This window comes from Ligilactobacillus equi DSM 15833 = JCM 10991, from assembly GCF_001435735.1.
GTDB classification, from domain to species: Bacteria; Bacillota; Bacilli; order Lactobacillales; family Lactobacillaceae; genus Ligilactobacillus; species Ligilactobacillus equi.
Map to the genome: position 1 here is coordinate 45,549 of NZ_AZFH01000067.1, position 26,583 is coordinate 72,131.

General features: G+C 37.6%; 20 protein-coding genes. 3 read left to right on the forward strand and 17 right to left on the reverse strand.

Annotated features, from left to right (window positions below; all coding sequences use genetic code 11):
• Nucleotides 1-26: 26 nt before the first annotated feature.
• From FC36_RS05890 to FC36_RS05900, 3 genes are all read right to left on the reverse strand, one after another.
• The gene (locus FC36_RS05890; RefSeq protein WP_023860351.1) at nt 27-524 is read right to left on the reverse strand and encodes a PTS sugar transporter subunit IIB; all 498 of its coding nucleotides are present in this window, start codon (nt 522-524) and stop codon (nt 27-29) included.
• Nucleotides 525-526: 2 nt separating this feature from the next.
• Nucleotides 527-910, reverse strand: a complete 384-nt coding sequence (locus FC36_RS05895; RefSeq protein ID WP_023860350.1) for a PTS sugar transporter subunit IIA — start codon at nt 908-910, stop codon at nt 527-529.
• A gap of 153 nt (nt 911-1,063) precedes the next feature.
• Entirely contained in the window at nt 1,064-3,817 is a 2,754-nt protein-coding gene (locus FC36_RS05900; RefSeq protein ID WP_025020397.1) for a sigma-54-dependent transcriptional regulator, read from the reverse strand.
• Nucleotides 3,818-3,982: 165 nt separating this feature from the next.
• Here FC36_RS05900 and FC36_RS05905 point away from each other — a divergent pair, with 165 nt between their 5' ends.
• Nucleotides 3,983-4,975, forward strand: a complete 993-nt coding sequence (locus FC36_RS05905) for a WxL protein peptidoglycan domain-containing protein (protein ID WP_025020396.1) — start codon at nt 3,983-3,985, stop codon at nt 4,973-4,975.
• A gap of 104 nt (nt 4,976-5,079) precedes the next feature.
• Here FC36_RS05905 and FC36_RS05910 read toward each other — a convergent pair whose 3' ends face one another.
• Complete coding sequence (locus FC36_RS05910; RefSeq protein ID WP_023860347.1) at nt 5,080-5,577, reverse strand: hypothetical protein; 498 nt, start codon at nt 5,575-5,577, stop codon at nt 5,080-5,082.
• 73 nt (nt 5,578-5,650) lie between these two features.
• On the reverse strand, nt 5,651-7,741 hold the full coding sequence (locus FC36_RS05915; RefSeq protein WP_082614596.1) for a putative ornithine decarboxylase: 2,091 nt from the start codon (nt 7,739-7,741) through the stop codon (nt 5,651-5,653).
• Nucleotides 7,742-7,857: 116 nt separating this feature from the next.
• Between FC36_RS05915 and FC36_RS05920 the strand changes: the two genes are divergently transcribed.
• Nucleotides 7,858-8,076 carry a hypothetical protein gene (locus FC36_RS05920; RefSeq protein WP_025020395.1) on the forward strand — a complete coding sequence of 73 codons (219 nt, stop codon included), beginning with the start codon at nt 7,858-7,860 and terminating at the stop codon, nt 8,074-8,076.
• Between the two features lie 23 nt (nt 8,077-8,099).
• On the opposite strand, the gene FC36_RS05925 is transcribed toward FC36_RS05920, so the two are convergent.
• The 12 genes from FC36_RS05925 to FC36_RS05975 form a co-directional block, all read right to left on the reverse strand.
• Entirely contained in the window at nt 8,100-9,212 is a 1,113-nt protein-coding gene (locus tag FC36_RS05925; RefSeq protein ID WP_025020394.1) for an aminotransferase, read from the reverse strand.
• An 18-nt stretch (nt 9,213-9,230) separates the two neighbouring features.
• Nucleotides 9,231-10,700, reverse strand: a complete 1,470-nt coding sequence (locus FC36_RS05930) for an amidase family protein (RefSeq protein WP_025020393.1) — start codon at nt 10,698-10,700, stop codon at nt 9,231-9,233.
• Between the two features lie 74 nt (nt 10,701-10,774).
• Nucleotides 10,775-12,862, reverse strand: a complete 2,088-nt coding sequence (locus tag FC36_RS05935) for a PilZ domain-containing protein (protein ID WP_023860342.1) — start codon at nt 12,860-12,862, stop codon at nt 10,775-10,777.
• A gap of 9 nt (nt 12,863-12,871) precedes the next feature.
• Nucleotides 12,872-14,203 (reverse strand): accessory Sec system glycosylation chaperone GtfB, encoded by a 1,332-nt coding sequence (gtfB, locus tag FC36_RS05940; RefSeq protein ID WP_025020392.1) that lies wholly within the window; start codon nt 14,201-14,203, stop codon nt 12,872-12,874.
• Between the two features lie 2 nt (nt 14,204-14,205).
• The gene (gene gtfA, locus FC36_RS05945) at nt 14,206-15,714 is read right to left on the reverse strand and encodes an accessory Sec system glycosyltransferase GtfA (RefSeq protein WP_025020391.1); all 1,509 of its coding nucleotides are present in this window, start codon (nt 15,712-15,714) and stop codon (nt 14,206-14,208) included.
• Nucleotides 15,715-15,724: 10 nt separating this feature from the next.
• On the reverse strand, nt 15,725-15,892 hold the full coding sequence (locus FC36_RS11880) for a hypothetical protein (protein ID WP_155889551.1): 168 nt from the start codon (nt 15,890-15,892) through the stop codon (nt 15,725-15,727).
• A gap of 13 nt (nt 15,893-15,905) precedes the next feature.
• The gene (gene secA2 / locus FC36_RS05950) at nt 15,906-18,296 is read right to left on the reverse strand and encodes an accessory Sec system translocase SecA2 (protein WP_035187800.1); all 2,391 of its coding nucleotides are present in this window, start codon (nt 18,294-18,296) and stop codon (nt 15,906-15,908) included.
• Nucleotides 18,289-19,236 (reverse strand): accessory Sec system protein Asp3, encoded by a 948-nt coding sequence (asp3, locus tag FC36_RS05955; protein WP_025020389.1) that lies wholly within the window; start codon nt 19,234-19,236, stop codon nt 18,289-18,291. Before asp3 ends, secA2 begins: the two co-directional genes overlap by 8 nt.
• Nucleotides 19,233-20,783 carry an accessory Sec system protein Asp2 gene (asp2, locus tag FC36_RS05960; RefSeq protein ID WP_025020388.1) on the reverse strand — a complete coding sequence of 517 codons (1,551 nt, stop codon included), beginning with the start codon at nt 20,781-20,783 and terminating at the stop codon, nt 19,233-19,235. Before asp2 ends, asp3 begins: the two co-directional genes overlap by 4 nt.
• Nucleotides 20,767-22,368, reverse strand: a complete 1,602-nt coding sequence (gene asp1, locus FC36_RS05965; RefSeq protein WP_023860336.1) for an accessory Sec system protein Asp1 — start codon at nt 22,366-22,368, stop codon at nt 20,767-20,769. The genes asp2 and asp1 overlap by 17 nt, the downstream gene beginning before the upstream one ends.
• 5 nt (nt 22,369-22,373) lie before the next feature.
• Nucleotides 22,374-23,594 carry an accessory Sec system protein translocase subunit SecY2 gene (gene secY2 / locus FC36_RS05970; protein ID WP_155889550.1) on the reverse strand — a complete coding sequence of 407 codons (1,221 nt, stop codon included), beginning with the start codon at nt 23,592-23,594 and terminating at the stop codon, nt 22,374-22,376.
• Between the two features lie 309 nt (nt 23,595-23,903).
• A complete protein-coding gene (locus FC36_RS05975) occupies nt 23,904-24,419 on the reverse strand; it encodes a DUF7679 family protein (protein ID WP_025020386.1) in 516 nt (171 codons plus the stop codon).
• 201 nt (nt 24,420-24,620) lie between these two features.
• On the opposite strand from FC36_RS05975, the gene FC36_RS05980 reads away from it, so the two are divergent.
• Nucleotides 24,621-26,369, forward strand: a complete 1,749-nt coding sequence (locus FC36_RS05980; protein ID WP_235805807.1) for an ABC1 kinase family protein — start codon at nt 24,621-24,623, stop codon at nt 26,367-26,369.
• The last annotated feature ends 214 nt before the right edge of the window (nt 26,370-26,583 follow it).

Sequence of the window (26,583 nt, forward strand, 5' to 3'; positions counted from 1 at the left end):
ATAAATCTAACAACAAACACACTGTTTTAGGAAACTAACTTCTGTTCTAACAAGACTTTCCACAAATCTTTTTTGGAATCGCTAACAACTTTTCGGATATCGAAGCTGATGTTTTTTTTATGCAACCAGGTCAAAACTTCAATATCCCCCTCGTCAACTGCAATGGTATCAGTTACCATTTTCTTACCGTGCTGATATGAAAGTGAACCCACGTTAACTTCTGAAAGGCTAAAACCTCCTTCAACTAAACGCTTGGCATCTTGGGGTGTTTCCACCAGTATCATAACTCGCATACCGGCAAATCTTGGATCCTGATTTAAACGAATCGCACGTTCTACAGGAATAACATTCGCCTTCACCCCCGCAGGAGCGGCATTTAAAATTAAAGTTTTCCGAAAACTATCATGTGCGACAGTATCCGAAACGACGATAATTCTTTCAACCTTACTATTACGAGCCCAAGAAGTCACAACCTGTCCGTGTAAAAGTCGGCTATCAATTCTGAAAACTGAAATGTCAAACATATTTATGCCTCCTCATATGCTTCAATCGCTTCGCGACCAATCGTCAAGAGATACTCAGTCTCAATGTCTTGGCGATTGCCATAACTTTCAAGCAACATAGCTAAGTTCACGCCCGCTAACAATTGATACTGACTCGGTTTTTGTTTGACAAACTTTTGGGCGGTCATAAAAGGCTGTCCACCGTATAAATCTGTTAAGAAAAGGACTTCTTGTTGGAGCGAAAGTTTGTTTAAAACAGTGGTAAACTTTTTTTCTAAGTGAGTTGCATCTTCGTCCGCTAAGTAATCAAGCGCATAAACGTCGTCTTGCTCACCAAAAATAATAAAAGATGATTGCATTAATTCATGAGCTAAACGTCCATGACAAGCGATAACAATGGCAAACATTGGTCAACCTCCCTAAAAAAACACTTTACACTTTTTATATAGCAAATCCCGTGCCAACTTTTGTGTATCAGTCATAATTCCTACAATGGTAGCTTTTATTTTAAACAAACAAAATAATGATACACTAAAAGTAGTGTATCATTACTCTTTGTATTACTTTTTCAAAACTTGTGTATCATATATCTGGGTTAAATAATACAATTCAACTTCAGACAAGGATATTCTCAACTCTTCTGCAAAAAGCTGACTCGCTGCAGCTACTAGCTGATAACTTGGTTCTTGCTGACATTGACGTAAATCTACTTCCGGTACGGTTAATTCATTCCCTAATAGCGACCGTTCACACGCCCCCCCTAAATGTATAATTAAATTGGTTCGCGTTGCATTTGAAATTTGATGTTGCCCTTTATCTTCTAGATAATCACAAAAATCCCAAAATAACTTACCCACCTTAACTGGATTTAAAAAAGTCACCGTCTTCGTCAAATAAAGAATCGCAGCATCTCGTGTTAATTCATGATTTTTTTCCATTGGAAAGGCTACTTGTTCTTGCCCCATTAACATTTGAATGAAATTCTCTCCATTACCACGCATCAGTTCTTCTAATGACATAAAGGGAACTTCGATTTCTGGCCGAACAATTCCCGTAGTTGCAACAATCTGATACTGACTTGTTAGTTGGGGTAACTTTTCGGGTAAATCGAGAATTGAACTCGTTACAACCTGAACGTCATCAATTAAGTTATCAATTAAGATTTCCTCTAACATCCCCTTGATTTTCTCAGCAGTCCCTACCCCTGTCGCACAAGTTGCCAAAATAACTTTCGGACGTTGGTCATTTTGTGAAGCTACTGTCATTTTAGGCCGTGAATAGCCACGAAACTCTTGAAGCTCTCCATATACCGCTTCTAGCGGAGCATCAACCAAGGAAGTTTTGCGGGCAGCTTCTAAGACTAAAGCCGTGGTGACAAGATCGAGGGTCTTGACTTCGACACCTGTGCGTCGACTCAAATCATCACTAAAAGTACTCAAAGAACCCATATCAACTAACAAAATAACTCCATTACCCTGATCAACTTCGGTTATCAACTTGGCAATTTCTTGAAAAGCAGTCTTAGGACTCATATCCAAGTCCATATCAAAAGCACGTAGATTTCGCACTTGTAATAAGCGGGTTACAACTTCTACCATAGAACTTGCCGTAGCAGTTCCATGAGCTGCCACAACCACCCCAATTTGCCCCTTTTTTTCCGTTGTCTTTAGTGAAACTAGTAGTAAGACTAGATAGGATACTTCTGATCCAGGCACAGGAATTTGATACTGTTGCATAATTCTCCGAGCAATTTTTTGAGCAACTTCTTGTTCTTTTGGATAAATAGCTACCAAAGATTCTAAGTCTTGACGACTTTGTCTTTCGGCTTGGCCATTTTGGGCGCGCTTGATAAAAGAAGAAATATGTAAACTCAAAGCATAAAGAAAATTATTATTCAAGGTATAATTTTCTTGCTTGAGTTCCACCATAATTTCCTTTGTTAGCTGAATAATTTCTTCATCAACCAATTCATTAAGATGTTCTTCGGCTTGCGAGTCCTCTGCCTTGTGGTAAAAACTTTTTAAATGTACGTTAATATCAGTTAGAATGAAATCATTAATTGCTTTTTGATCAAGCCCCTCATCCTTTAAAATCTTAGCTTTATCGCCAATAATTTCATACAAATTATAAGGCGGTTCATAGCTATCTGTTGATGTGAGTTTAGTCGTTTTTATTTGCGGATCAATTTCCATTACTGGCTGGAGTAATTGCGCTAATTTTCCCAATTCTTCTCGATTATCAGCTAAATGCGACAATCCTGCTTTAATTTGCGGTGGTAACTGTTCAAAAGTTAGATGAATGTCACGTCCACCTTGATTAATATTATCTAAGAAACCTTGAGCACATACTAGCTGGAGATTAGACTTAAGTTGTCCCACATTTCCAAAAGTTACACTCCCCAATAAAGCTTGAACCACATTTTCATCGACACGCAAGGTTTTATGAATCCGACTCGCTTCTAGTGAAAATAAATATTTCATTAGCTGTAATCTTTCACTAACAGGTCTTTGTTCAAAAGATGGCATCGTAATAATAATGGGGATTCTTCGTACAAAAGTTGCTAATAAAGAACTTTTAGGATCTTCAGTAGTCGCACAAACAATGCGTACATCGGCTTGGTGATCCTTGTTAGTTTCACCTAAACGACTGTAAGTTCCATGATCCATTAGATAGAAAATCATTTCTTGCCCTTCCGGAGGTAGGCGGTGAACTTCGTCTAAAAAAAGAATCCCTCCTTCAGCTTCTTGAATCAAACCCGCATGATTTTCTTCTGCTCCAGTAAAAGCCCCTTTAATGTAACCAAATAAATGAGCCATTAATAATTGAGGATTATGGGCATAATCAGCACAGTTAAAGGTTACCAATGGCTTATCAGCTGCAATTACTTCTTGATTACGCGCAAATTGAGCCATGGTATTAGCAAAGTAAGTTTTCCCCGAACCAGTTGGTCCTGTTAATAAGACATTCAAGCCTTTCGGTGGATATAATAAAGCTGCCTTTGCCTGATCAACTTGAGTCTTTAGACTGCCTTTAGAGCCAATCATTTCTGAAAAAATATCATTATTTGAAACCGTAAAATGTTTGTATGTAATGGATTGAGATTTAGCTTTAGATATTGTTGGAATATCATTTTCTTTTAAAAAGTATTTCACAGGTCGCCCACTACTTTTAGCAATGATTTTTTCACGAACTAAATCATTTAAAACCTTACTCACATTAGGGCGCGCTAAGGTTAAAGCCTCCGCAATTTGACTAGTTGTCAAACTTTCTCGATGGGCTTGTAAATAGGCTAATACTCTTTCTTTTCGCTTCATTATTTTTCGTCTCCTATTACTTCGGCTAATTTCTCCAAATTTTGCTCACTTCTGATTATACCTTAACATTCTTCGCAATTCGAATAATTAGTCATGTCTTTACATGATTTTTAGCTTATAATAAGTTGAACAGTTAATTTAATCATATTCACGAGGTGTTTTTCAATGAAAAAGTTCTTTTATCTATTTTGTATGGTAGTTGGTAGTCTTTGGCTACTCTTTTTTCCTCCTCAAGTTGCGGCAAACTCAACAGCTTTTACGGTTAGGACTCCCATGCCTAGCAATTCATACCATAACAAAGCTAACTCGCTTAATATCTTACTTCAAAAAAATCAAAAACAAACTATTAATGTTACCATCCGTAACCTAACTAATGATAAACAAACCTTGAGTGTCGCGCCCCGCACCGGCTACACCAACAATCTAGCCAGGATAGCATATAACTTAAACGATGTTTCTAAAAAAACTAACCCCACGATTAAACTAGGGGAAGTCCTGACAGGACCCAAAACTATTACGCTCTTGCCTTCACAAACTAAAATTGTTAAATACTATATCACTATGCCCAATAAGAATTATCAAGGAATTTTAATTGGGGCTCTATACTTTCAAAATATTAAAACAGCAGATAAAAAGAATGCTGCTGACAAAATTCACAAGGTCACCTTAAGAATTAATGTCCGTAACCAAAAGTCCAAAGCCACGACTGCAAATTTAAGCGTTAAGAATACAACTCTTACTGTAAACCACTCCAAGAATGATTCACCCGCCATCAAGTTAACCTTACAAAATGTGACTGTTGAAAAACTCAGCGGAGCAACCTTGACTACTAGTCTTTCACAAAACGGTAACGTTCTTTATCAGCAAACACGAAAAAATCGGACTATTGCTCCTAAATCGACTTTTGATTATTTTCTTAACTTAAATAACCAAAAAGTCAAACCTGGTAACTACCAACTTGAATTTAAAGTAATTACTAAGAATCGGACTTGGAGGTACTCAACTCCCCTAAAAATTTCTAAAACTCAAGCCACTAAAATAAACCAAACAGCCACTATCCAAAATAATGATAACCTGCTTTGGAAATTATCACTCATGGCAATAATTATCATAATATTTTTAACTTACTATCGGCCCTATAGACGAACTCAACGCTAAAATGCCAAGCTTCGCATAACGCCGATTCCTCTTTGATTACAAAAATAGGTTTAACAAAAAGTAGCTCACTTCACTTTGAGAGCTACTTTTTCAATAATTTGTATCTAACCGACTTTTTTGTAAACTGTGACTAAGGCACCTTTGTTGCCAGCATGCCCAAATTTAGCTAGGGCATTATCTGTCGCGTTATCCCAGTCCATGAAATCTTCTTCACCTTCCCAAAAATTCAGCATCATATATTCAAAATTATGTTTTTCGGATTTAGTAATAATTGTTGAATCTAGACCGAATGGGCGGGCATCCTTCCTGTCCCAACTATCAACAATAGAATGGAAAACCTTTTGTTCCTCATTATCCAAAGTTAAGTAACGCATTTCTAAAAGTGCATCCCAGTTGGAAGTAGTAAAATTAAACTTTTGATAAACTTGGTAAGACAAACCACCCTTGAAAATCGATTCCTTACCTGATACATCTAGCAACATAAAACGACTTTCCGTACTAACTGACCGATATAATATCATTTGTCTTTCTGAATATTTCTTTTGAATTTCCCTTAAAGTTGTTTCTGGACCAAATGTATAATGAATTTCTCTAAATGACATTTTTCCTCACCCTTTCCACGTAATTCAAGAAAAACGTTTTCATAATTATTATAACATGCTTTCAATACTTACTTTAATTTTTTAACCAAACTTCTGCCATAATCTTTTTTTGGCCTTGCTCATCCACTTCCTGGTAAACACCTTGAATTTCAGGATCAAAACCTGGGAATTTTTCTTGAGCCCCAATTAAAATTTTAAAATAATCGATGTCAATTTCCTGCCATTTTTCCCCAGGGGCAACGATGAAGACTCCCGGTGGATAAGGTAGAGCTCCTTCAAGCGCAACCCGTCCCAAAACCTGATCAAGACTTACAAGCTCACTTTGATTTTTAAGGAAAGCCACGTCAGCTTCTTTAGGTAAATGCGAATAGTCTTGGAAAGTTTGTTTTAAGAAGAGTGCCTTTTGTAATTTAAAAATCTCATGTTCGCGATAATAATTATGGATTTCCTGACATAAGTCAGCCAAACCATAACCATAATAACGCGTCTTATATTCTTCATAAAGTTTCGGCATCACTTCGGCTAAAGGTTTATTTTGTTTATAAGCTGTTTCAAAATCTAACAGGGCCTTTAAGAGACGCTGCATTTCTTGTGGTCCTTCTCCAGGAGTCAACAGGTACAAAGTTGAATATAAATCAGATTTTACTGGGATAATTCCCTGTGAACGGAGGTAAGTTCCCACAACTTGCCCAGGAATTCCCTTATCTTGATAACTTTGGCTAATATTATCCACACCAAGCGAAGAAATTGTAATTTTCAACGGACTCAAGACCACTTCCTTGGCTCCGGCTAACTCAAAGCCATGCCATTTTTCCTTAGGATCAAGGCGCCAAGATGCTAAGTTATGAGCTAACTCAGAGGTGGGGATATCTTGCCATAAATGTTGCCCGACTTTTACAGGAACCAGTGGCTTGAAAAGCTCACTTTGCGCCAATAATTGCTTACGAAAATCAATTCCTAAAGCGAGAGTTTCTTCCCACCAACTTGAATTAGCTGGTGAATTGGCCAAGGCAGCATTCATCACTAATGAAGAGTATATTGGGTAAGAATAACTCGTAGTTACATATTTTAAATAAGTGTGGTTAAAATGTTTATGATCAACATAGCGAGCCTGTCCCTTAATATGATGATCCTTTTTCAAAATTTGCGAAGCTTGCCCCATCCCAGCTTGTTGTTTGTGAATTGATTGTGTGACCAAAATTCCCGGATCATCGGGACCATAATTTATTTGCAGCGGAGAAAGGTCTTTCAAAATTTCAACAAATTGTTCATATCCTCCCCAAGCGCAATCAAACAAAATATAATCACAAAGATGACCAAGTTTTTCAATTAAGTAACGCGCATCATAAAAGACGCCATCAAAAGTTTCAAGCTGTAGAGCCGCTAATCTAAAAGGACGCTTAGCTTGAGCTCGTTCAGGATCAACCTTGGCAATTTCTTGACGAATATAAGTTTCGTCCAAAGCTGCATCAACGATAGGACCAATTAAACCTTGGGCGTTACGATCGGTTGGCAAATAAACAGGCTTCGCCCCTGTCATTACTAGGGCACTATTATAAAGAGATTTATGATTATTACGGTCAAATAAAACTAAGTCACCTTCCCCCAATAGGGCATTAGCACAAATTGTATTGGCACTCGTTGTCCCATTAGTACAGAAATAAACCTTATCAGCATTAAATGCACGAGCAGCCTCTTGTTGGGCCAATAAGGGGGTTCCGGCATGGGTCATCGTATCTCCTAACTCAGGTACAGTATCACTTGTATCAGCCCGCAAAAGATTATCTCCCATAAACTGGTGGTAAATCACCCCTGCCGGGTGTCGGTCATAGTATTGGCCATTATGGTGTCCTGGCGTCGTAAAGGAAACTGGTTTTTGATTAGCGAAGTTAATTAAATCGCGAATAAATGGCGGTTGAACTTGTTGCTCATATGTATGAGCCTCCTGAGCGATCCTAATAGTATCTGTCGTAGTTAAAACGGGTAAGGGTAGTTGTAGCTGTGCGGAAAATTTTTGCCCTAGAAGCTGACTTTCTTCACTTGCATCTACGACTACAGCCGCTAAAGTTGCTGGATTTAGGTTAGCTGTTAATTCAACCACTTGCCAGTCTTTAGGTACACACGACCACAAAGCTTTGGGGGCCGCAATTTTTAAATAATGCATCATTTAACTCCTCATCTAAATTTATAAACTTACTTAACATCTTCATCCCTACACACGAACTTGCGAAGGTCTTTCTTTTGGTGGTATGATTTAAAGAAAAAGCAAAGGAACTAAGCATGTCACGGGTTATCTTTTTAGGGATTATTGCCTTAATTTTCTTAGGTGACGGTCTTTACCGCGCCTTTGATTTATATCGTTATTACCAAAAAGTCCAAAAACAAGCAGTGAATTTTTCTAAAGGTGTAACCATTACCCAAACACTTATTTGCGTAATTCTTCTGGTGGTTGGTATTATTTTGACCACCGGGACAATACGTATGTTCTTGGCACTTTAAAGACAGGGGTGGCCCCTGTCTTTTTATTTACCCGCCAAAAATTCCCCTAAACGCTTGAGTCCTTCTTTTAAAACTTCAGGCTGACAGCAATAACCTAAACGTGCGTAACCTGGTTTATCAAAGGCACTTCCGGGTACTAAGAGTACTCCTTTTTCTTGGAGTAACTGACGACAAAATTCTGTATCACTTTGTATCATCTCAATTTTAATAAAAGAGGTAGAAACTCCTTGACCACCAACAAGACTTACCCTTGGTTGAGTTTCGAGCCATTCTTGTACAGTTGCCATATTTTGAGCCATAATTTGACGATTACGAGCCAAAATTTTATCTTTGCATTGAAGCGCTAAAACTGCTAAAGCATCATTGATTACCCCACCGCAGATGGTAGTGTAATCGCGATACTTACGAAATAAATCAGCAATTTCACGACTAGAGGCTGACCAACCAATTCGTAAACCTGGCAACGAATAAGTTTTAGATAAAGAATTAATGGAAATTCCCTTGTCATACAAATCAACCACTGGACAGTAATCCGTGGCTTCTAAAGGCTGATAAACTTCATCTACTAATACATATGCATCAACTTTTTTAGCCAAAGCCACAACTTCTTCCAACTGCTGACGATTGAGATACGTCCCCGTAGGATTATTAGCATTGTTCAAGGTAATCACTTTGGTTTTTGAAGTAATTACTTGTGCTAACTTAGATACTTCAAACTCCCAAGCATTTTCTTCTTGCAACTCAATAAACTTGACTTCAGCACCTAAAGATTTAGGGAAATCATATAATTGCTGATAACTTGGTCGCATGGACACTATCTCATCTCCTGGCTCAACTAAAGCCAAGAGCGCTAAAAAATTCCCGCCAGTTGCACCATTCATTTGTAAAACATTATCCGGCGCAACATTTTGATAAAGTTGACTAACCGCTTGCTTAAACTCCGGAGAACCTTCAATCCAGCCGTAGTCTAGTGGGGTTTGCGCTAGGTGACCAAAAAATTCTTCGCTAGTTGTTCCTGCCAGCGTCATTAATTCCTCTAAAGTTAATGCCGCAATTGAACTTTGCGAAATATCGTATTGGGCACTTTTTTCCCATTTATTAAGCCACGCCTCAACTTTAAACTCTGGTAATTCCATAACCTATCCCTACTTTTCCTAAAATTTGTTATTTTGATAAACTGGTGGTAATTCAAACTGTCCTGCACTTTCAAAAAGATGCCCTACCTCAAATAATAAGTCTTCTCGGCCCTTAGCTGCCATAAACTGAACTCCAAGAGGTAATTGCGCTTGACTTAGATGTGTGGGCAATGAAAGGGCTGGTTGGCCAGTTAAATTTGCTAACTGGGTGAACGGACTAAATGACAAAGACTTCTCAAAAACGTTCTCAATTAGGCGTCCTCTTTCCTTGACATCCAAATCCTGAATCGCATAAAGGAGCGCAGCATCGGTCTCCATCGACAACTCCTCTAACCTAGGAGCCGTTTTGGCTGTTGTGGGTGTCAAATACAAGTCATATTCCGTTAAGAAATCCTCCATTGTCGCCGTTGCAATATCCCACGAGTTAAGAATTTGAGTATATTCTCTAGCTAAAATTTGGTCACCATACCTAGCTAACCCCCAGGTCAAAGCTTCAACTTGAGAAGGTTGAATTTTAGAACCTCGTTCCTCGAGGTCGGCAAACATAGCAGCTGTTTCAGCCCCATTCATCGCATAATATCCGCGAATTAATTGGCGCCCATCAAGTTTAGGTGTCTTTTCTTCTACTAAAAATCCTTGCGCTTCCAAAAAATCTACTGCCTCTTTAACCGCTTGTACAGCCGTGCTTGATACTTGGCTTCCCACTGGTGACTGTGTTGAAAAAGCTACCTTAAGTGGGCGTTTTTCATAACTATCTTCTAATACATGTATCCATTCCGTTTGCGGAGCTTGATAGGGGGCGATATTTTCCGGGCGACGCAGGGCATAAAAAAGTTGACGTGTATCCCGCATGGAAACTGTTAACGCAAAATTAATCGACGCTCCCTGCCAAGAACGCCAACTTCCAGGCCCCACTGGCATTGTACCACGAGTTGGTTTGAGACCAATTAATCCGCAAAAGGAAGCAGGAATCCGAATTGAACCACCACCATCACTCGCTAAAGCCAAAGGGAACATCCCCGAAGCGACACTAGCGGCTGCTCCACCACTAGAACCTCCCGGACTATAGGCTTGATTCCAAGGATTTTTAGCATGACCATAAAGGACAGAATCGGTAATATTTTTAAAACCGAACTCGGGAGCATTACTAACACCAACGGGAACAAGCCCCGCCTCTTTAACCATCCGAATAAAATTGTTATCATTTTGAGCGCGACTGCCTTTAAGTAATCGTGATCCGTTAGCATTATCTAAGCCGCGACTATCTTGACCCAAAGCTTTAACTAAAACCGGCAATCCGTAAAAAGGACGCTCGAAACGATCATTTAACTGTGCGTAATTTTCCCGGCCAATTTGACTACTCCAGTCTACCACAGCATTTAAATGCGGATTTAGATTAGCTACTCTCATTTGAAATTCTTGTAGTAATTCTTCAAACGATAGTTCTTGACTTCGTAATAAATCTGCGTAATAACTTGCATCTTTAATCATCTAACCCCACCCTTCAAATTTAACTTTATTATAACATGCCAAAAACACCTCTCCAAAATGGAGAGATGTTCTTAGTCAACAAATTTGATACCAACAAACTGATAGTTATCATCACTTTGAAGCCAACGAATTTCACCTAAACGCCAGGTCTTATCTACCTTGACTTCAATCAAACTCTTAGCTTGTAGCATCTGTCTTTTTTCTAGACGTAAGCGACAGCCATGATTAGATATATCAAGCATCACCGCTGTGAATGGAATTTGACTTATGCGGTAGGAAACTTCTTGATATTGCGCAATCCGCAAATCCTTACGGTTAGGTTCTTGCTGTTGTGTCTCCTTAACCATTGTCATCGGTTGAGCATACGTCATTTCAACTAAATAACGGTATTGGTTTAAGTCAATATCACTAAAACGCAACCCTAAAGTCCGGTTATCTAACCACATCGTTTCAAAAGCTAAATTTAATCCATCTACCATTAGCCAACCATTCCCATGAGAATAACGACTACGCGTTTCTTGTTTTTGGCGACTATCTTCAAAACGAATGCGGGCTCCCGTTTCATTCCAATTTAAAATCCGACCAGCAACTGTCCCATCAAAAAAACGAACTTGACACTTTTTATCACTCTTAAATCGTTCTGCTCGCCGATAACGCGGTTGTTCAATGAATAAAAAGAGGGTTAAGCCTAACAAAATTAGGTTATAGAGCAACCAAACTAATAAAAACCAAGACTGAACAGAAGACAAACGCATACTTACATGAAAATTAAGTATAACCAGGGCAAAAATCATAAGGACTAGCATTACTATTTGGAACCACACTTTTCGCCACTGCAGACGACTTTTCATGTTCAAATCCTTATGCAAAGTTTGATACGATGCCGCTTTTTTCGCTAAATATACTTTAATTTTTGCCCAAAAAACTTGAGGACTAAGTGCCGTTTCATAAATACTGTCACTATAAAAACTTTGAAACGACCGGCCATAAGCTAAAAGTACCAAGCCGGTGGCTACCAACGCAGGTAAACCAAAGGCTACCAGCCAATTATAATTAACCGGAATAGTAATACCTAAAAAAGTAATCACTACTGGTAATAGTAAGAAAGTCAAACGTTGCCAGGCAAAACTCCAAAAGTTCTGCAATTGCCCATACGCTTTTTTTTGTTTACGATTTAACTGACTGTAAGTTCCTTTAGAAAGATGTCTCCGCGCATAACTATCCCGAAAAGCTTCATACTGTATTCTTTGCGCCAACGTTACTAGCGATTCGGCTGCTAAGCCATTTAACAGTTTTCTGGCCAAAAAATTACCTTGGTAACCGGCTGCTTGTAAATTAATCCCCACTCTTAAATCACGTTGATGCCAATCAAAAGCACTTTGGCGTAACGCTTCCGTTACATACAAAGCATCATAGCCATCACTAAAAACCGCATTAAACCGTTGACGCTGAATTTGCATAAGCTCACTAGGAGCACCCAAAGTAGTTAAGCTATATACATAGTCATTATAATTATCCTTATTTAAGACTACAAAACCTACGCGACTATCCCTTAATTCTGGTAAAACTTCACTTAGTATCGTCTTTTGACTGACCGAGTCACCAGCTAACATTAAAGTTAACTTTCCAGGTAATTGGGCTAAAAATTCTTGACCGCTAAGGGTATTATCTAAGTAGTGAAATTTCAATTCTTGAGCTAAATCTTTAATTTCAGGGCGTCCTTTTTCATCTAAAATAAAGTATTGCACCTGTTCAGGTCGGGGGTGATAAATATTTAAAGCTGCGACAACCGTCCGCTGAAGAACTTCATACTCTTCATCATTAATCCGAATAACAACGTTTAGAGACTGATACTCAGCAGACTTTACATCACTGAATGTATAATCTGTTTTTGTTTCACTTTGGCTAACCATTCCGAGATAACTAATAATATGCGTAAATTTACCTAATAAACATGCTAACAATGCAAGTAAACATAAACGTGCCCCTACACCTGAAACCTGCCAAACTTCCCAGCCTAACCAACCAATGAAAGCTAAGTAGGTTAACATTGCTAAAATTTTAAGCACCCACCGAAATGGTCGCCAAAAATTACTTACCAAATAGGTTAAAATAATTAAGCCACTCACAAAGAGAGCTAACCAAATACTTTGGTCCATTAAATCACCTTACTTTTCGTTAACCAAATCTTGGTAATCTTTCTTTGTAGCAAGACCCATAGCTTGGTTTTGTGTTTTAACAGCTTGGATGAAGGTCGCTTTTTTAGCGATTAATTTCTTAAGTTTCAAGACTAGTTGTACTGCATCTTTTGTCGCATAAAGATTATCAGCCATAATAAATTGCCGATCATGAACGGTTTCTTCAAAAGCAAAAATCAACATATTATTTTCGTAAGCTTTTCTAACAGCTTGTTTAACCTCATCATGGTGATTAATGTCAAGATAAATGTCAGCATAGCCCCACAAGTTATCCAAACGAGCTTGGTTCGCGTTAGGATAAAGAACTACATTGTCGTATTTGTTAATCGCTAATAATTTTGGTGACATTTCTGTTAGAGCAGCAATATTAAATTCAATTTCCGGTAAAGCTTGCACTAAAGCTTCAATTTTTTCAATTTGGTCACTATTGGTTAAAATAAAGGCTGTCTTACGCGCTTGGTTCTTACGATTTTGCGGATAAAGGTATGGCAACTGTTTGAAAGTTGCTTGTTTATCCGGACGTGCTTGACAAAGCCAAGTGTAGCTTGCTTGATCCGGAACGATAATTTGTTTAATTCGTGAGTTCGCGTCATTTAAAATACTCGTCATATTACCTGGTAGTTCCTGACGAACTCCCTCTTGCCAAAATAAGATGTCTCGCCCTTCGGTTGGTAAAGCTGAACTTAGGAAAAACGGTACGCCTAAAGAATTAATCAATAAGCGATCCAAATTATAGCCGGCATCCTTGATGAAGTACGTGTAAAATTCTAGCGCAGATTTAAAGAAATAATTTTTTCCCGCTAAAGTTAAAATAAAGTCATCAGTGAAGTAATTTTGTACAAGAATTTCTCTATCGTTATCATCAAACCAAGTCTTACTAAAAGCCTTACCTTGGGCATCATAGACCGTTCGAGCCCACTTTTGACCATATTGATTGTAATGCTCGCTCAAACGGATAGTGCCTTTTTTATCATACCAATCAACACTTTCCACCAAACGATTTTGTTTGACAGTGGCATAATTAATTTGGGCAACTTTTTGTTCATGGTTAAAAACTTCTCCAGACCGCATCGTTCCCCTAATTTCCCAAAAACGTGGGGTATCAATCTGGTTAAAATAACGTGCCTTACCTTGATTCTTAACTCCCGCCTTAGCACGATAAAAACTAATTGGTGAGGTAATCCCAGCAGGTAAAAAACCATTATCATGTAAGACCACTACTGGTACGTCAATTTGGGCTAATTGAAAAGATTGATATAAATCTTTGGACTTTTGGTCGTAACTATTAAATAACATTAACATTTCTATTTCACCTGCTCTTCTACCAATTGTTTCCATTTACGACTAATATTAGCGGTTAGATACTCACTCGCTTTTTGATAGGAGTGCTCCTGAAAGGCTGCTATATCATCTTTAGTAAAGAGCGTAACAATCCGTTCACTTAAATCCTGTACGCGTTGCTTACTTTGAGTATTAGCATTACTTTCTACTAAATAACCATTTTCCCCTTCATCAACAAAGGTTTGGTTCCCATAAGGCACGTCAAAACCAATGATTGGTAATCCCGAACCAATGGCCTCCAACAAACTTAAACCAAAACCTTCACTAGTTGAGCCTGAAATGTAAGCTTGGTATTGAGTGTAAATTTCGGTGACGTCTTGGTGACCTTTAAGGTGAATATAATCTTGGGCTCCCAACTGCGTAATCAATTTCTTGAGTGTCTCTTCTTCACCACCTTTACCATAGATATCTAAGGTTAATTCTGGTAAAGTCTTTTTAGCTTTAACGACAGCTTCTACCACCCAATTAAGATGCTTTTCTGAAGCTAACCGAGAAACACTCACTAATGAATATGGCTTACGTTTCTTTTGAGGCCGACGAAGTTGATCTAGATTCCCTACGGCAATGTTGTAGATTTTAGCATCTCGACCATTATACTTTTTCAATTGCTCTTGCACAATTTTTTGCTGCACCGGTGTTGCTGCAATAAAGAAGTCTACTTCATCGCTATTTGTAAATTGATAATCATAGTAATTATTCCACAAAATATAGTCATCACTGACATGATTTTCGCTATAATGTTCAGCATGAATAACTACACCTAATTTTGCAGGTCGGTGTTGTTCAAAGACTTGTTGCCCTTGACCCGTTTCGCGGTCCAAAATAACAATATCATCAGCCGTTAAATTCAAACTTTGGACAAAAAGAGTAATGAGTTCTTCTTTTGAATAGATTATTTTATCTTTAAAGATAAAAGTCGAATCTCCTTTTTCGTCGCAAATTTCTTCATAAGCCATTGAGCCATCTTCGTTATAAAACCGGCGTTGGTAAGCATGAGCAGCATTATCTTTAGGTGCATAATATTCAGAAAAAGCTCGTGTATATGTGTAGTAGTCCTTACGAATCAATAAGTTATTATCGACATACTCCACCCTTTCGACATAATCTTCAGTCTCGTTTTTTAAATAAACCGTTGCATAACGTTTACTATCTTCAAAATAAAGGCGGACTACTTTACCATCGCGAGTTTGTCGGACTGGTTTATCTGCTAAAGTCGCAAGTAAGTCCTCTAATGTAAATGTCGTTGGACTTGGTTTTAAATCTGTAAACCAAGTATATAGCCAAATTACTTCTTCGGCCTTAATACCAATATTTTCTGTCATATGAATTAAATTTTCATATAAAATCAAATCGGTGTAAATAAAGCGTGCAGGAATTCCTTCTTGTCTGAAGGCCTCTGCTCGATAAGCTTGAGCGTATTCGACACCACTCGATGCCCAACCAATCCCTAAATTAAAATTGTATACTGTCATCTTATTCCCCCTACAATACTTGCATTAAAGAAAAAACCATCCCCATAATTACAATAATTGCAACTAGCATACTCATCCATAATTGGAAGTTTTTTTTCTTTTTTGGTTTCCTATAAACGTAACGATTTTTTTCAAGACGTTCTTCGATATTTTTTTGTAGTAAATCATTTTTCGCCACTATTAACACCACCCTACGCAAAATAAATTGAATTTCCCTTTTTAGGATTATATACTACTCGACTTAACAAAAGATTTTGTACAATTAAATGTCGAATATCAATTCTCATTTTATTATATGATATAATAGCTTCCTTGTGATACTCATATATTGGATTTCTTTGTGCCATTTGCCGGCTATCAACAACCGTACGGAGCTGTTGCAGATTATCAACCTCTTCAACCCAACAAGTATCAATCGCCTTTAAAATCGCCAGTCGATAAAAATTTTTAACTTCAACTTCATCTTCAAGTTGCTGGCTTTTCAATTCAAGTTGCTCTTGGGCAATTTGAAGTAAGAAAGCTTCGACTTGGGCTCGATCCTTTACAGTAATTTTGTCTAGACGATTGATATCGAAATCATAGCTAAGATTATCAAAAATATACCGTTCAATTTCATAAGCATCTGGTTTATTTTTTAGAAACTCTTGAATATCCTGACGAATTAAGCCCATAATATCGAAATCTAAATTCTCCGCCTGCTCTATTAGAGCATCTCGTTGCCGATAAACTAAACGTCGTTGGATTTGAGAACTCTCATCAAATTCTAGAGAACTCTTCCGCGACTTAACCCCTTCACTATCGCAAGCTTCTTGGGCACCTTGAATAGCCTTGAGAATTTTTCGTTTCGTTAATTGACGGGGTTCATCCCAATCAAAAGCACGATGCTCCTCATAGTATTCATGAATCCATTTTGAGCCATACTTAATGACCACTTCATCCTCTAAGGAAACAAAGAACTGACTCAGACCCGGATCTCCTTGGCGTCCTGCCCGACCTCGCAATTGTAAGTCTTCTCGCTGGCTTTGAAGTTTTTCTGTGCCAATTACCGCTAGACCACCTAATTTTTTAACTTCTTTAGGTAATTTAATATCCGTTCCCCGTCCAGCCATGGTTGTCGCTACGGTCACTGCTCCTAATTGCCCTGCTTCTTTAATAATTTCAGCTTCTCGAGCAGCGTTATTCGCATTCAAAACACTATGAGCAATTCCCTCTTGCAACAACATTTCCGAGTAGATTTCAGAAATCTCGACTGAAGCCGTGATTAACAAAACCGGCTGTCCCTTTTGGTGAAGTTTCTTTACTAATTGGAAGGATGCTACTAATTTTTCGGGTAACGTTATATAAACTTGATCGGGCAGATCAATCCGTTGAATTGGCCGATTAGTTGGAACTTGAACAACCTTCATATAATAAATATCAATAAATTCTTGTTCCGCACTCTTAGCCGTTCCTGTCATTCCTGCTAATTTATTGAACATTCGGAAGAAATTTTGGTAAGTGATAGACGCCATCGCACGCATATCAGGAGTGATTTTTATGTGTTCACGGGCTTCAATTGCTTGGTGTAAACCAGATTGCAATTTATTTCCTTTCATAAGCCGACCATTTTTCGCATCTAACAGTACAATCTCATCATCTTGAACTACATAATCTTTACCTAATTCAAATAAATTATGCACACGTAAAGCTAAAGTTACGTGGCGTATCAATTCTCCGTTTTCTGGGGCAAAAATATTCGCTACTTTAAAATACTTTTGTGCTTTTTCAATTCCTGCGGGTGTTAACCAAACGTTTCTTTCTTCTTCATCAAGCTCATAGTGCTTATCTTTTTCTAGTAGCGTAACGAATGTGTCACAGATTCCATAGAGATTGGACTGTACCCGTGGTGCCCCGGCAATTACTAATGGCATTTGCGCTACATCTAAAAGAACTTGGTCACACTCATCGACAATACAGTAATTAAACTCTCGCCGAAGGTATTTTTCTTCTTGGGATGAAGCAAGGTTTTCAATTAAATAATCAAATCCCAAAACTGCATTGGTCGTATAAACAATGTCTGCGCTGTAAATTGCACGCTTTTCTTTTGCAGTCAACTTTTCTTCTGAATTATCATGTACTCCTAAGGCAACCGTTAATCCCATCCATTCATAAACGGGACGTAATTCTTCAAAATCCCGTTGTGACAAGTATTCATTAGTTGTTACTAAAATGGCTCCCTTACCTGCTAAAGCATTAAGGTAAAGTGGTAGCGTAGCTGTTAAGGTCTTACCTTCTCCTGTCTTTAATTCAGCAACATTTCCTTGGTGTAAGACAATCCCCCCCATTACCTGCGTATCAAACGGAAACATTCCTAAAATACGTTTGTCAGCTTCACGCATAGCTGCAAAAGCTTCTGGTAAAAGGCGATTAAGACTTTCGCCCTGTTTAATTCTTTGCCTAAATTCGACCGTTTTGGCCTGTAATTGCTGATCATCTAACGCCGCCATTTTATCCTTTTGAGCATTTACTTTTTTCAGAATTCGCCGAATTTTACGTACTTCAATATCGTTAACTAAACGTGATTGTAAACTTTCTTTAGCCATTTTTTGCCTCCTTAAACATCGGCAATTCCAATAATAAAGGCCAGGACTCTAGAAGTTTTTCTGTTAAAGCTAGTTCATGTGTCGCTAACCTAGTTGGACTAACTTGGGCTTGATAGTCTAAAATTAACTTAACTTCGCTAAGTTCTTGATACTTTGCTTCCTGACGACTATTTAACTGGGTAGTTCCAACTAAATATTTTTGCGAGTTTGCAAATAAAATCTGGTAATGAGCCGCTGCACGATTACTAATGGGTCCATACCCAATCAAGTTTAGTTGTGAATACTTTTGAGCCAATTCAGTTAGTTTATCACGCACTGTACGTCCAAGATAAAAATCAGCATCTTGCAGACTCGAATCAACCACTACACCATCATGCAGATGCTCCAAAACACCTTCATACGGTAAAACTGCTTGATAATTAAGACCTGGTTCTGTAAAAACAACATTGACAGCTTGAGGATTCTCACTTGGATTAAAAACCGGCGAAAATGAATAAGCCTTTTTTCCGAGTGATAAACCCAAATCAGCAATTTCAATTCGTTTAAAATGGAGTTTCTCGCCCCCTGTTGCCACCAACTGAACTTCATAACTAGCAGCTTCTTCCGGATAGATGAAAGTCGCTTCTGATTTTTCGGCCATCAGAAAATCAAATTGTTCATTTTGTTGATTATAAAAGTTTAATCGTAAACAAAAACCGGCAGCTGGATGAACTTCCATCTCACTAATTATTTGGTAACGATGTCCCTTTTTAAGGTATGGTAATTGTACCAGTTGACGATTTGCCTGATACGGCGAACTTTGATGCCAAGTATTAAGCACCGTACCTGCAGGCAAAAAGCGATTTTCAAAATCTACCTCACCCTCTTGGTTAACCATAACTTTACTACCGTATAAGAAACTATTGGCAAAATTATCCCATTTAATAAAATTTTTGGTCATTGCTTTTGTTCCCCTTCCATCAAAGCCCGATACTGTGCTTTAAACCATTGAATAATTGCTAAACTATTGTCATTATGCCGACCAAGATAGCCTTTACCAATTATTCGTGCACTGCTCTTTTGTTGGTGAAGATGCTTTAAAAGGTCATGATAGGCAGTAATATCGTAATCATCATTTTTCATATATGCGACCGCAAACGTTGTCTGACTGAAATCGCCTTGTGCAAAATTATCCCAAAAATAATTATCCAAGTCCTTAACCGGGTCAGATGAATCACGAAATAATTCTAATAGGAAGTCTAATGAAGTTCCAAACTCTTCCGGACGATGAAGGGCCATCCTTTGTGCTACTGTACCTAGATTTGTAATTGGCTTACCCACAACGACTGCTCGAGGGCGGAAATGACTTGCATAGTACAAAGCACCATACGTTCCCATTGATAATCCCGATAAGATTAAGTCTTGATCACTAAAACCTAGCTGATCTAAGGCCTTTTGAATTGTTTTAGTTATTTGCGACTCGAATTCCTCACTTCCAATATAAAAGGCCCCACCTTCATCGCGGACATCAGCAATCAAAAGAAAAGGGTGTTTGAAGGAACGCATCATATAATACCCTTCAAATTGTTTAGCCGTTTTATAACCCGAAAAGTAAACATTTAAAGGCGGTTTAAGATTACCAGGATTGAATAGAGCTAAAAATTCCTGATGTTTGTCTTTAACTGTTATTAATTGGCCTCCAGGTAAAATTTGCCCATAATTAGCACGTGACCAATAGTAATAAACTTGCCCTAATCGTACCTTACCTTGACCTCTTGCGGCTACAGTTACTGACATAAATTCTCGCTCTTCTAGGACTTCTTTAGGAATCATAAAAGGCTTTTGTAAAGCTTCTTGACGGAAAATATAAGTTGGACGATATAAATCGCTAACTTGGCCCCCTAGGCGGACTGTAAACTCTAACTCACAGTCCCCCACCGTCTCATATTCCGGCCATAATTCCATACGTCTTTGTGGATCAGAATAGAAATTATAACGAAAAGAGCCTAATGGCTGAAACTCTTCTGCACTATCTACCGTCAATTCTAACCAATTAGAACTTAAATACTGATATTGATTGTGATAGTTCAAACCAATTTGAAAATTCTCAATTCCCATCCCAATACCTGACTGATTACTGAAAAGGTACCAAGAGAAATCATCAATAATTTTTTCCGGCTGACTAATATCCACACTGCGAGCTTGCTTTTCAAATATAAAATTTTGCCACAACGTATCAAAAGTAAGTCCTTGCCGATAAAAGAATGCATGTGCATCAACATGACGACTCAATTGCATTAAGTCTTCTTTTCCAATACCTGTTCTATCTAAAAGTAAAACCGCATTAAAATTAACTAACCGTGAGCCACTACTTTTGGCTTGAATAGTTTCCAAATTTTGTGTCAAATCTTGGCTGTCACTGTAGAACCATTTGAGATTATCAGGTAAAGCATAACTCTGTGACCAGTCAGTCTGACCAATTTGTAAAACCTTAATCACTTGTCCCATTAAGTTCTCCTCCAATTAATTTTTGCCATCGTTCAACAATTTTACCACTAGTATATTCTGAAATCTGGTTAACAGCATAGACCATCGCCTTATTCCAATTCTGTAAACCATCTAGGTAGTAGTGTAAGCCTCGATTTAAGTCATCCAAAGAATCTAACAGCAAACCATTTTGTTCGTTTACCAAATAATCACTAACTCCTAAGTTAAGTTGCGGAATACCGGCACTGATACCCGCAATTTGTAAAAAGGTGTTAGGAATTTGGCGCAAATCAACGACCAAGCGTGCTTTACTTACAGCTGTAATAATTTCTTGTTCACTTCCATACCCTACTAACTGATAAAATTTTTGTTTAGCAAAGCGTTCTTTACTAGTTTCCTCTTCCTCATTTAGTTCAATTAAAGCATGGTCACTTTTATCAACTTGCTCTTGATTACAATAAACTTCCGCTAAATTTATTTCTGCTAAAACTTGATCAATAATACTTTGATATCCACCTAACCACTCTTTATGACCACTAACTAAAATTAGTTTCATATTGGGAATTTCCTCATTAGTCAAAAAGGCCTGCTTTAACATTTTCTTCCGTTGGATGTCAGGTAAACCATCTAGCGTCATGTAAACTACTTCTTCGACATTTCGCTGACTTACCCCTAAATTCAAACGCGAATCAAATGGTGGCATTTGATAAATTTTAGCAGCTTGAGACATTGGCTTTTCAATTTCTTCAAGACGTTTTTGCGCAGCGTAGGTATCCACAATTGCCAAATCAACCTGCCCTAAAAGCATTTGTAACCCCTGCTCATCAGCATAGGGCTGTCGGTCTCTGAAAAAAGAGAGAACTTTTTTAGTTGGGATTGCATTATTTAGAATTAAATTATTGTGAATTTGGTTTGCTGCTATAACCAAAATATCAGTTGCTCTTAATTGTTGTAAATAAAGCCCTAAGCCTGCCTCAATTAACGCAGCTAAGTTGGGATAAATTGCCGCTAAATCTGGGAGAAGTTTTTGATTAACCGTCACAGTTTGATTAATAAGATTCTCTTTTAGGCGCCATCGTCCAGCAATATCAACATAAACACGTTCCTGTGCTTGACCTGCTTGATAATAAATAATGCTCGATAAAAAACCCCGATCATCAAGAATATATTCTTTTTGCAACTGATCATCAGAAAAATAGCGTACTAAAGAAATACTTCCTTCTGGGGTGTATTCCACCCGTGCATAAAGTTTCTGATTAACATACACTTTTCCTTCAAACATCGTATATTCTAACTCTGCTTGCTTCGGCCAAACTAAATCACTTAAACTAACATAGCGATAAGGGGTCCGACTATCAAAGCCTTGAAACCAATCAAAAAGATTGAAATATTCAATTTCATAGATATCTTGTCGGTGTAAAAAGTGTCGTAATTTAGGAAAATAATTTAAAATTATTAATTTTACTTTCTCCTGACTTTCTGCAAACATCCGCACTTGGTTAATTGTGTCATCAAATTCCATTTTAGACTGACCAAAATACCAAGGTTTCTCGTTATCGGAAAAACTCTTTTGTTCTTTGTACCAAGATGGTATAAAATAATACATTCTTCTCACCCCAAAACATCACGGTAACGTGACCGCAAATTAATCGTTCTAACCTGGTCAATCAATGTTAAAACAAAAGTGACCGTCAACATAATATTTCCAACCAACATCATTGACTGGGAATAATCTGGATAAAAGACACCTACAATCATTGGGCACCCAGCTAAAATTGTCATGTAGGTAGCTCCCACTAAGCTAATTCGTTTCAAATAGTAACGAATGTAATCTTCTGTTGGCTGACCAATAGCTACATTATCAATGTAATCTCCTGCCTTTTGCAAATTTTCCGCTGTGGTTTCAGGGTCTAAATTAATATAGCTAAATCCCAGTGATAAACCAAATAAAATAGCTATATACATTGCGACCCCTAAAGGTTTAGTAATTGTGAGATTGTTTACCAACCACGTTAAACCTGGAACCTGGGGTAATAAAGTAGCTAAAAGCAAGAAAATATATTGAGGGATTACCATTAAAGATATCCCAAACATAATCGGCATGGCTCCGGAAGGCGTTAATTTAATTGGTAAATATATTTTATCTCCATAACTATTAGTTACCATAATTCGGTTCAACGAAATTCGATACTCTGAACGTTCAAAAATAATTGCTAACATTACAATTAAGATTCCACCAACTGCACATAAGCTAAACCATAATGGTGCATTGGAACTTTTGCTAATAACTTGATAAATCGGCTTAAAACTCCTGATAAAAGAAATCAACATATTAGTTAAAATAATGGTACTTGCCCCACCAATCCCTTTTTCTGTGTTGATACTTGCCATCCAAATTAAAAAGAAACCACCAGCTACTAAAAAAAGTGTCGTCAAAATAAACGCTCGCGGAGTACGCTCCGTTAAATTAGCCCCCAACGCTATTACCAAAGCTTGGACAATACCAATTATCATGGTCAACGCCATTTGCCAATTTTGTTGTTTATTTTGCGGTAAGTTTGTAAATCCTAAACGTTTATTCATAGCGAGCAAACTAATAATAATCATTGCAGACATCCAGGGACCCAATCCTAGAGAAAATAGTGTACTTTGATTGAAGTTCCCACCAGTTGTAGCACCCACAATCGCTAGAAAATTTTGCTTATCGGTTTTAGAAATAACATTTGCCGCAAAAGGAAGAGGAATCTGACGTCCTATCATAAATACTAATAGAATTAATAAAGTCCAGAGTCCTTTTCTTAAAAGCGGATTTTTACTTAACAATTTATTCACTTATCTTCACCTAAACTTCCCATCTTTGATAAAGAATAGCCAGTTATCGTGATTACGAAAACTGGCCATTAATTTTTAATTATTTTTCAAAAACATTTTTAGATTAGTATACGGTTTAAAAATATTAAAGCGCTTCTAATCAGGACAACGTCTACTTTTAGGCCATATTCCGACTAATAGTTGACGGATTATCTTTCTGGCCCGAACCTCTACTGGTAGTTCAATAATACATAATAAGGGTCTAATCTCCCTCAACTACCCCCAATTATAGCATGATTTTAAGCGAGTTTTAAAATAATTTTTACATGCTTAGTCCGGTAAAATATTTTTAAAAATTTTAATTATTTTAAATAACCCTTTTTGCCACCAAATACGACTTTGAGTTGACCATAAAAAAGATTTAGGATAGGTATGGCCTTGCCAAAATTTAATATCGCGTAAAATTTCTTTTTGACTCATGCGTGAAAAATCATGACTTAAAAACGAAAATAATTGACGTTGACTATAATAATACCAATCTGTAGCTTGAATAAATTGACTCCGAGTTCTTGGAATCTGGTGATGTTTTTTTAACCACCGGTATGCCTTAATTTTTTCGATTCTTCCCGTAACAATTGGAGGCTGCATAGAAAAATTTCGATAGTTAATATATGGTCCAAGTGGTACGTTAACTAATCCTCCTTTAAAAAAGAACGCCCAAGGCTGATTTTTATTTTCTTTTCGATATTGATTAACTGCTGTCGCTACATCTTTAGGTAATTGATAAACCTCGGTACGACCGTTAATTAAACGTACCCATACAAGATAAGTCTGTCTTTGCGCCATACCTACCACCTCTTTTCAAATACTTATTTACATATATTGTGAACAATTCAGATTAATTAATAATACCTATTTTATCATTATGTTGGTTACAGCTCAATTTATTACTTGCTACTGATTCAATTTTGATTATATCAAAGCCTTTCTTCTCCACTTAAAAATGATACAATTAAAAGAAAGTAATTCATACGGGGGGGATTGACTGTGACTTCTAAACCAGAAAAACTTCATCGACGTACACGACTGCTTCAAATTGTGCGCGTGATGCGAAGTTATGACGTCTTAGGCAATTTTATGCATCAAAAAAATCCTAATCAGGTTAAACAAGCCTTTGAAGAACTCGGTCCAACTTTTATTAAAGTCGGGCAGTTGCTTTCTACGCGACCCGATTTAGTTTCTCCCGCTTACCTCACCACTTTTGCTCAACTCCAAGATCAAGTCGCCGTTGATGATTATCACGTCGTGGCCCAAACCTTTGAGGAACAAACGGGAAAAAGTATTTCACAAGTTTTCGCCAATTTTGAAAAAGAACCTTTTGCTTCCGGTTCTATTGGTCAAACTCACCATGCAACCCTTCAAGATGGCACCGCTGTAGTTGTTAAAATACAACATCCTGACGTCGATCAGCTCGTACATACGGATTTTGCACTTTTTCGGATGGCACTTAAAATTTTGCGTTTTGTACCAGAAATCGGCGCTGTTAACCCACAAGAAATTTTTAATGAAGTCCGTACTTCACTTTTAAACGAAATGGATACTCGGATTGAAATTGAAAATGGGGAAGAATTTTATCATAATAATCATGGTGATGGAATTATCGAAGTTCCTAAAGTTTATCGGAAACTCTCTACACAAAAAATCCTGGTTAATAGTGCTATGCCTGGACAAAGTATCAGTCATCTCATTAAGCAGCCATTATCTAAAAATCCTAAAATTGCGGAAGAGCAACAGCAATTACGCCATTATTTGGCCCACACCTTAATTACTAATTATCTCAAACAGGTTTTTTTTGATAATTTCTATCATGCTGATCCCCATCCGGGAAACATCTTATTTTACGAACTTAAACCTGATAATCCTCATTATCAAAAAAAGTTTACCCGACCAATTTTAAATAAACAAGTTGGGAAACATGAGTTTGAATTTAAAAAGGAAGAGCTCCTCTCCAACTACCGTCTAGTCTATCTTGATTTTGGTATGATGGGGCGACTTAGCCCAGATATGGTCGCAGGAATCGCGCGCATCATCATTGCTCTAAATACAAAAGATATATATGAAATAGGAAATGCGATTCTTGCTGTCTGCAAGCAAACAGGACCATTAGATACCGATGATTTCTATAGTGACCTTAATATCTTCTTGACTCCTCTTTTGAATATGGGTTTACAACAAATCGATTTTCCAGCGATGCTTTACAGCATTATTAATCTCTGCAAAAAAAATAATCTTCAGATGAAATCAGAAATTACCATGTTAGTTAAAGCTTTCGGATCTTTAGAAGGGATTGTTGCCCAATTGGACCCAACTATTTCTATGCTAGATGTTGCCCAAGAATTTACAACCCGTTATTTCCAAGATAAATTTAAAATTCGGGACTTTTTAGCTGAAAATGGGTTAGCATGGGGACGTTTAATAAAAAATCTACCCTATTTAGGTATCAAAGCCCAAAGAAGTTTAGATGTTATTAATCAAGGCCAACTAAGACTCAATATTCAACTTAAAGGACAAAATCAAATTTTTGACCGTCTTGATCATATTGTTAATCGCATTATTGTCGCTTTAGTATTAGCTGCCATTTTTATTGGTTCCTCTCTTCTAATCGAGGGGAGTGTTAATCACCCGACTATTTATCGAATAGGGGTTTTTGGTTACTTCTTCACCTTTATTTTAATTGGCATTCTAGTTCTCGACAGCCTGATTCGACGTTGGCGTAAATGGAAACGCCGTAAGTAGTAAGAAGATATTGCGAAAAAACTTTGTGAATTAAAATTAAAAGCCTTAAGAAATTACGTTTTTACATTTTCAAAAACGTTAATTCCTTAAGGCTTTTTCTACTACCATTTTATATCGAAATAAAAAAGCCGAAAACATCTGCCTTCGACCTTGGTTGCGCACAGCAACGTCCTACCCTCACAGGGAGCGATCTCCCAACTACTCTCGGCGCTAT

What these genes read in the sequence shown, in the direction of transcription:
- FC36_RS05890 (WP_023860351.1), bottom strand. Translation starts at nt 524, where the DNA reads ATGTTTGACATTTCAGTTTTCAGAATTGATAGCCGACTTTTACACGGA.
- FC36_RS05895 (WP_023860350.1), bottom strand. Translation starts at nt 910, where the DNA reads ATGTTTGCCATTGTTATCGCTTGTCATGGACGTTTAGCTCATGAATTA.
- FC36_RS05900 (WP_025020397.1), bottom strand. Translation starts at nt 3,817, where the DNA reads ATGAAGCGAAAAGAAAGAGTATTAGCCTATTTACAAGCCCATCGAGAA.
- FC36_RS05905 (WP_025020396.1), top strand. Translation starts at nt 3,983, where the DNA reads ATGAAAAAGTTCTTTTATCTATTTTGTATGGTAGTTGGTAGTCTTTGG.
- FC36_RS05910 (WP_023860347.1), bottom strand. Translation starts at nt 5,577, where the DNA reads ATGTCATTTAGAGAAATTCATTATACATTTGGTCCAGAAACAACTTTA.
- FC36_RS05915 (WP_082614596.1), bottom strand. Translation starts at nt 7,741, where the DNA reads ATGCATTATTTAAAAATTGCGGCCCCCAAAGCTTTGTGGTCGTGTGTA.
- FC36_RS05920 (WP_025020395.1), top strand. Translation starts at nt 7,858, where the DNA reads ATGTCACGGGTTATCTTTTTAGGGATTATTGCCTTAATTTTCTTAGGT.
- FC36_RS05925 (WP_025020394.1), bottom strand. Translation starts at nt 9,212, where the DNA reads ATGGAATTACCAGAGTTTAAAGTTGAGGCGTGGCTTAATAAATGGGAA.
- FC36_RS05935 (WP_023860342.1), bottom strand. Translation starts at nt 12,862, where the DNA reads ATGGACCAAAGTATTTGGTTAGCTCTCTTTGTGAGTGGCTTAATTATT.
- gtfB (WP_025020392.1), bottom strand. Translation starts at nt 14,203, where the DNA reads ATGTTAATGTTATTTAATAGTTACGACCAAAAGTCCAAAGATTTATAT.
- gtfA (WP_025020391.1), bottom strand. Translation starts at nt 15,714, where the DNA reads ATGACAGTATACAATTTTAATTTAGGGATTGGTTGGGCATCGAGTGGT.
- secA2 (WP_035187800.1), bottom strand. Translation starts at nt 18,296, where the DNA reads ATGGCTAAAGAAAGTTTACAATCACGTTTAGTTAACGATATTGAAGTA.
- asp3 (WP_025020389.1), bottom strand. Translation starts at nt 19,236, where the DNA reads ATGACCAAAAATTTTATTAAATGGGATAATTTTGCCAATAGTTTCTTA.
- asp2 (WP_025020388.1), bottom strand. Translation starts at nt 20,783, where the DNA reads ATGGGACAAGTGATTAAGGTTTTACAAATTGGTCAGACTGACTGGTCA.
- asp1 (WP_023860336.1), bottom strand. Translation starts at nt 22,368, where the DNA reads ATGTATTATTTTATACCATCTTGGTACAAAGAACAAAAGAGTTTTTCC.
- FC36_RS05975 (WP_025020386.1), bottom strand. Translation starts at nt 24,419, where the DNA reads ATGGCGCAAAGACAGACTTATCTTGTATGGGTACGTTTAATTAACGGT.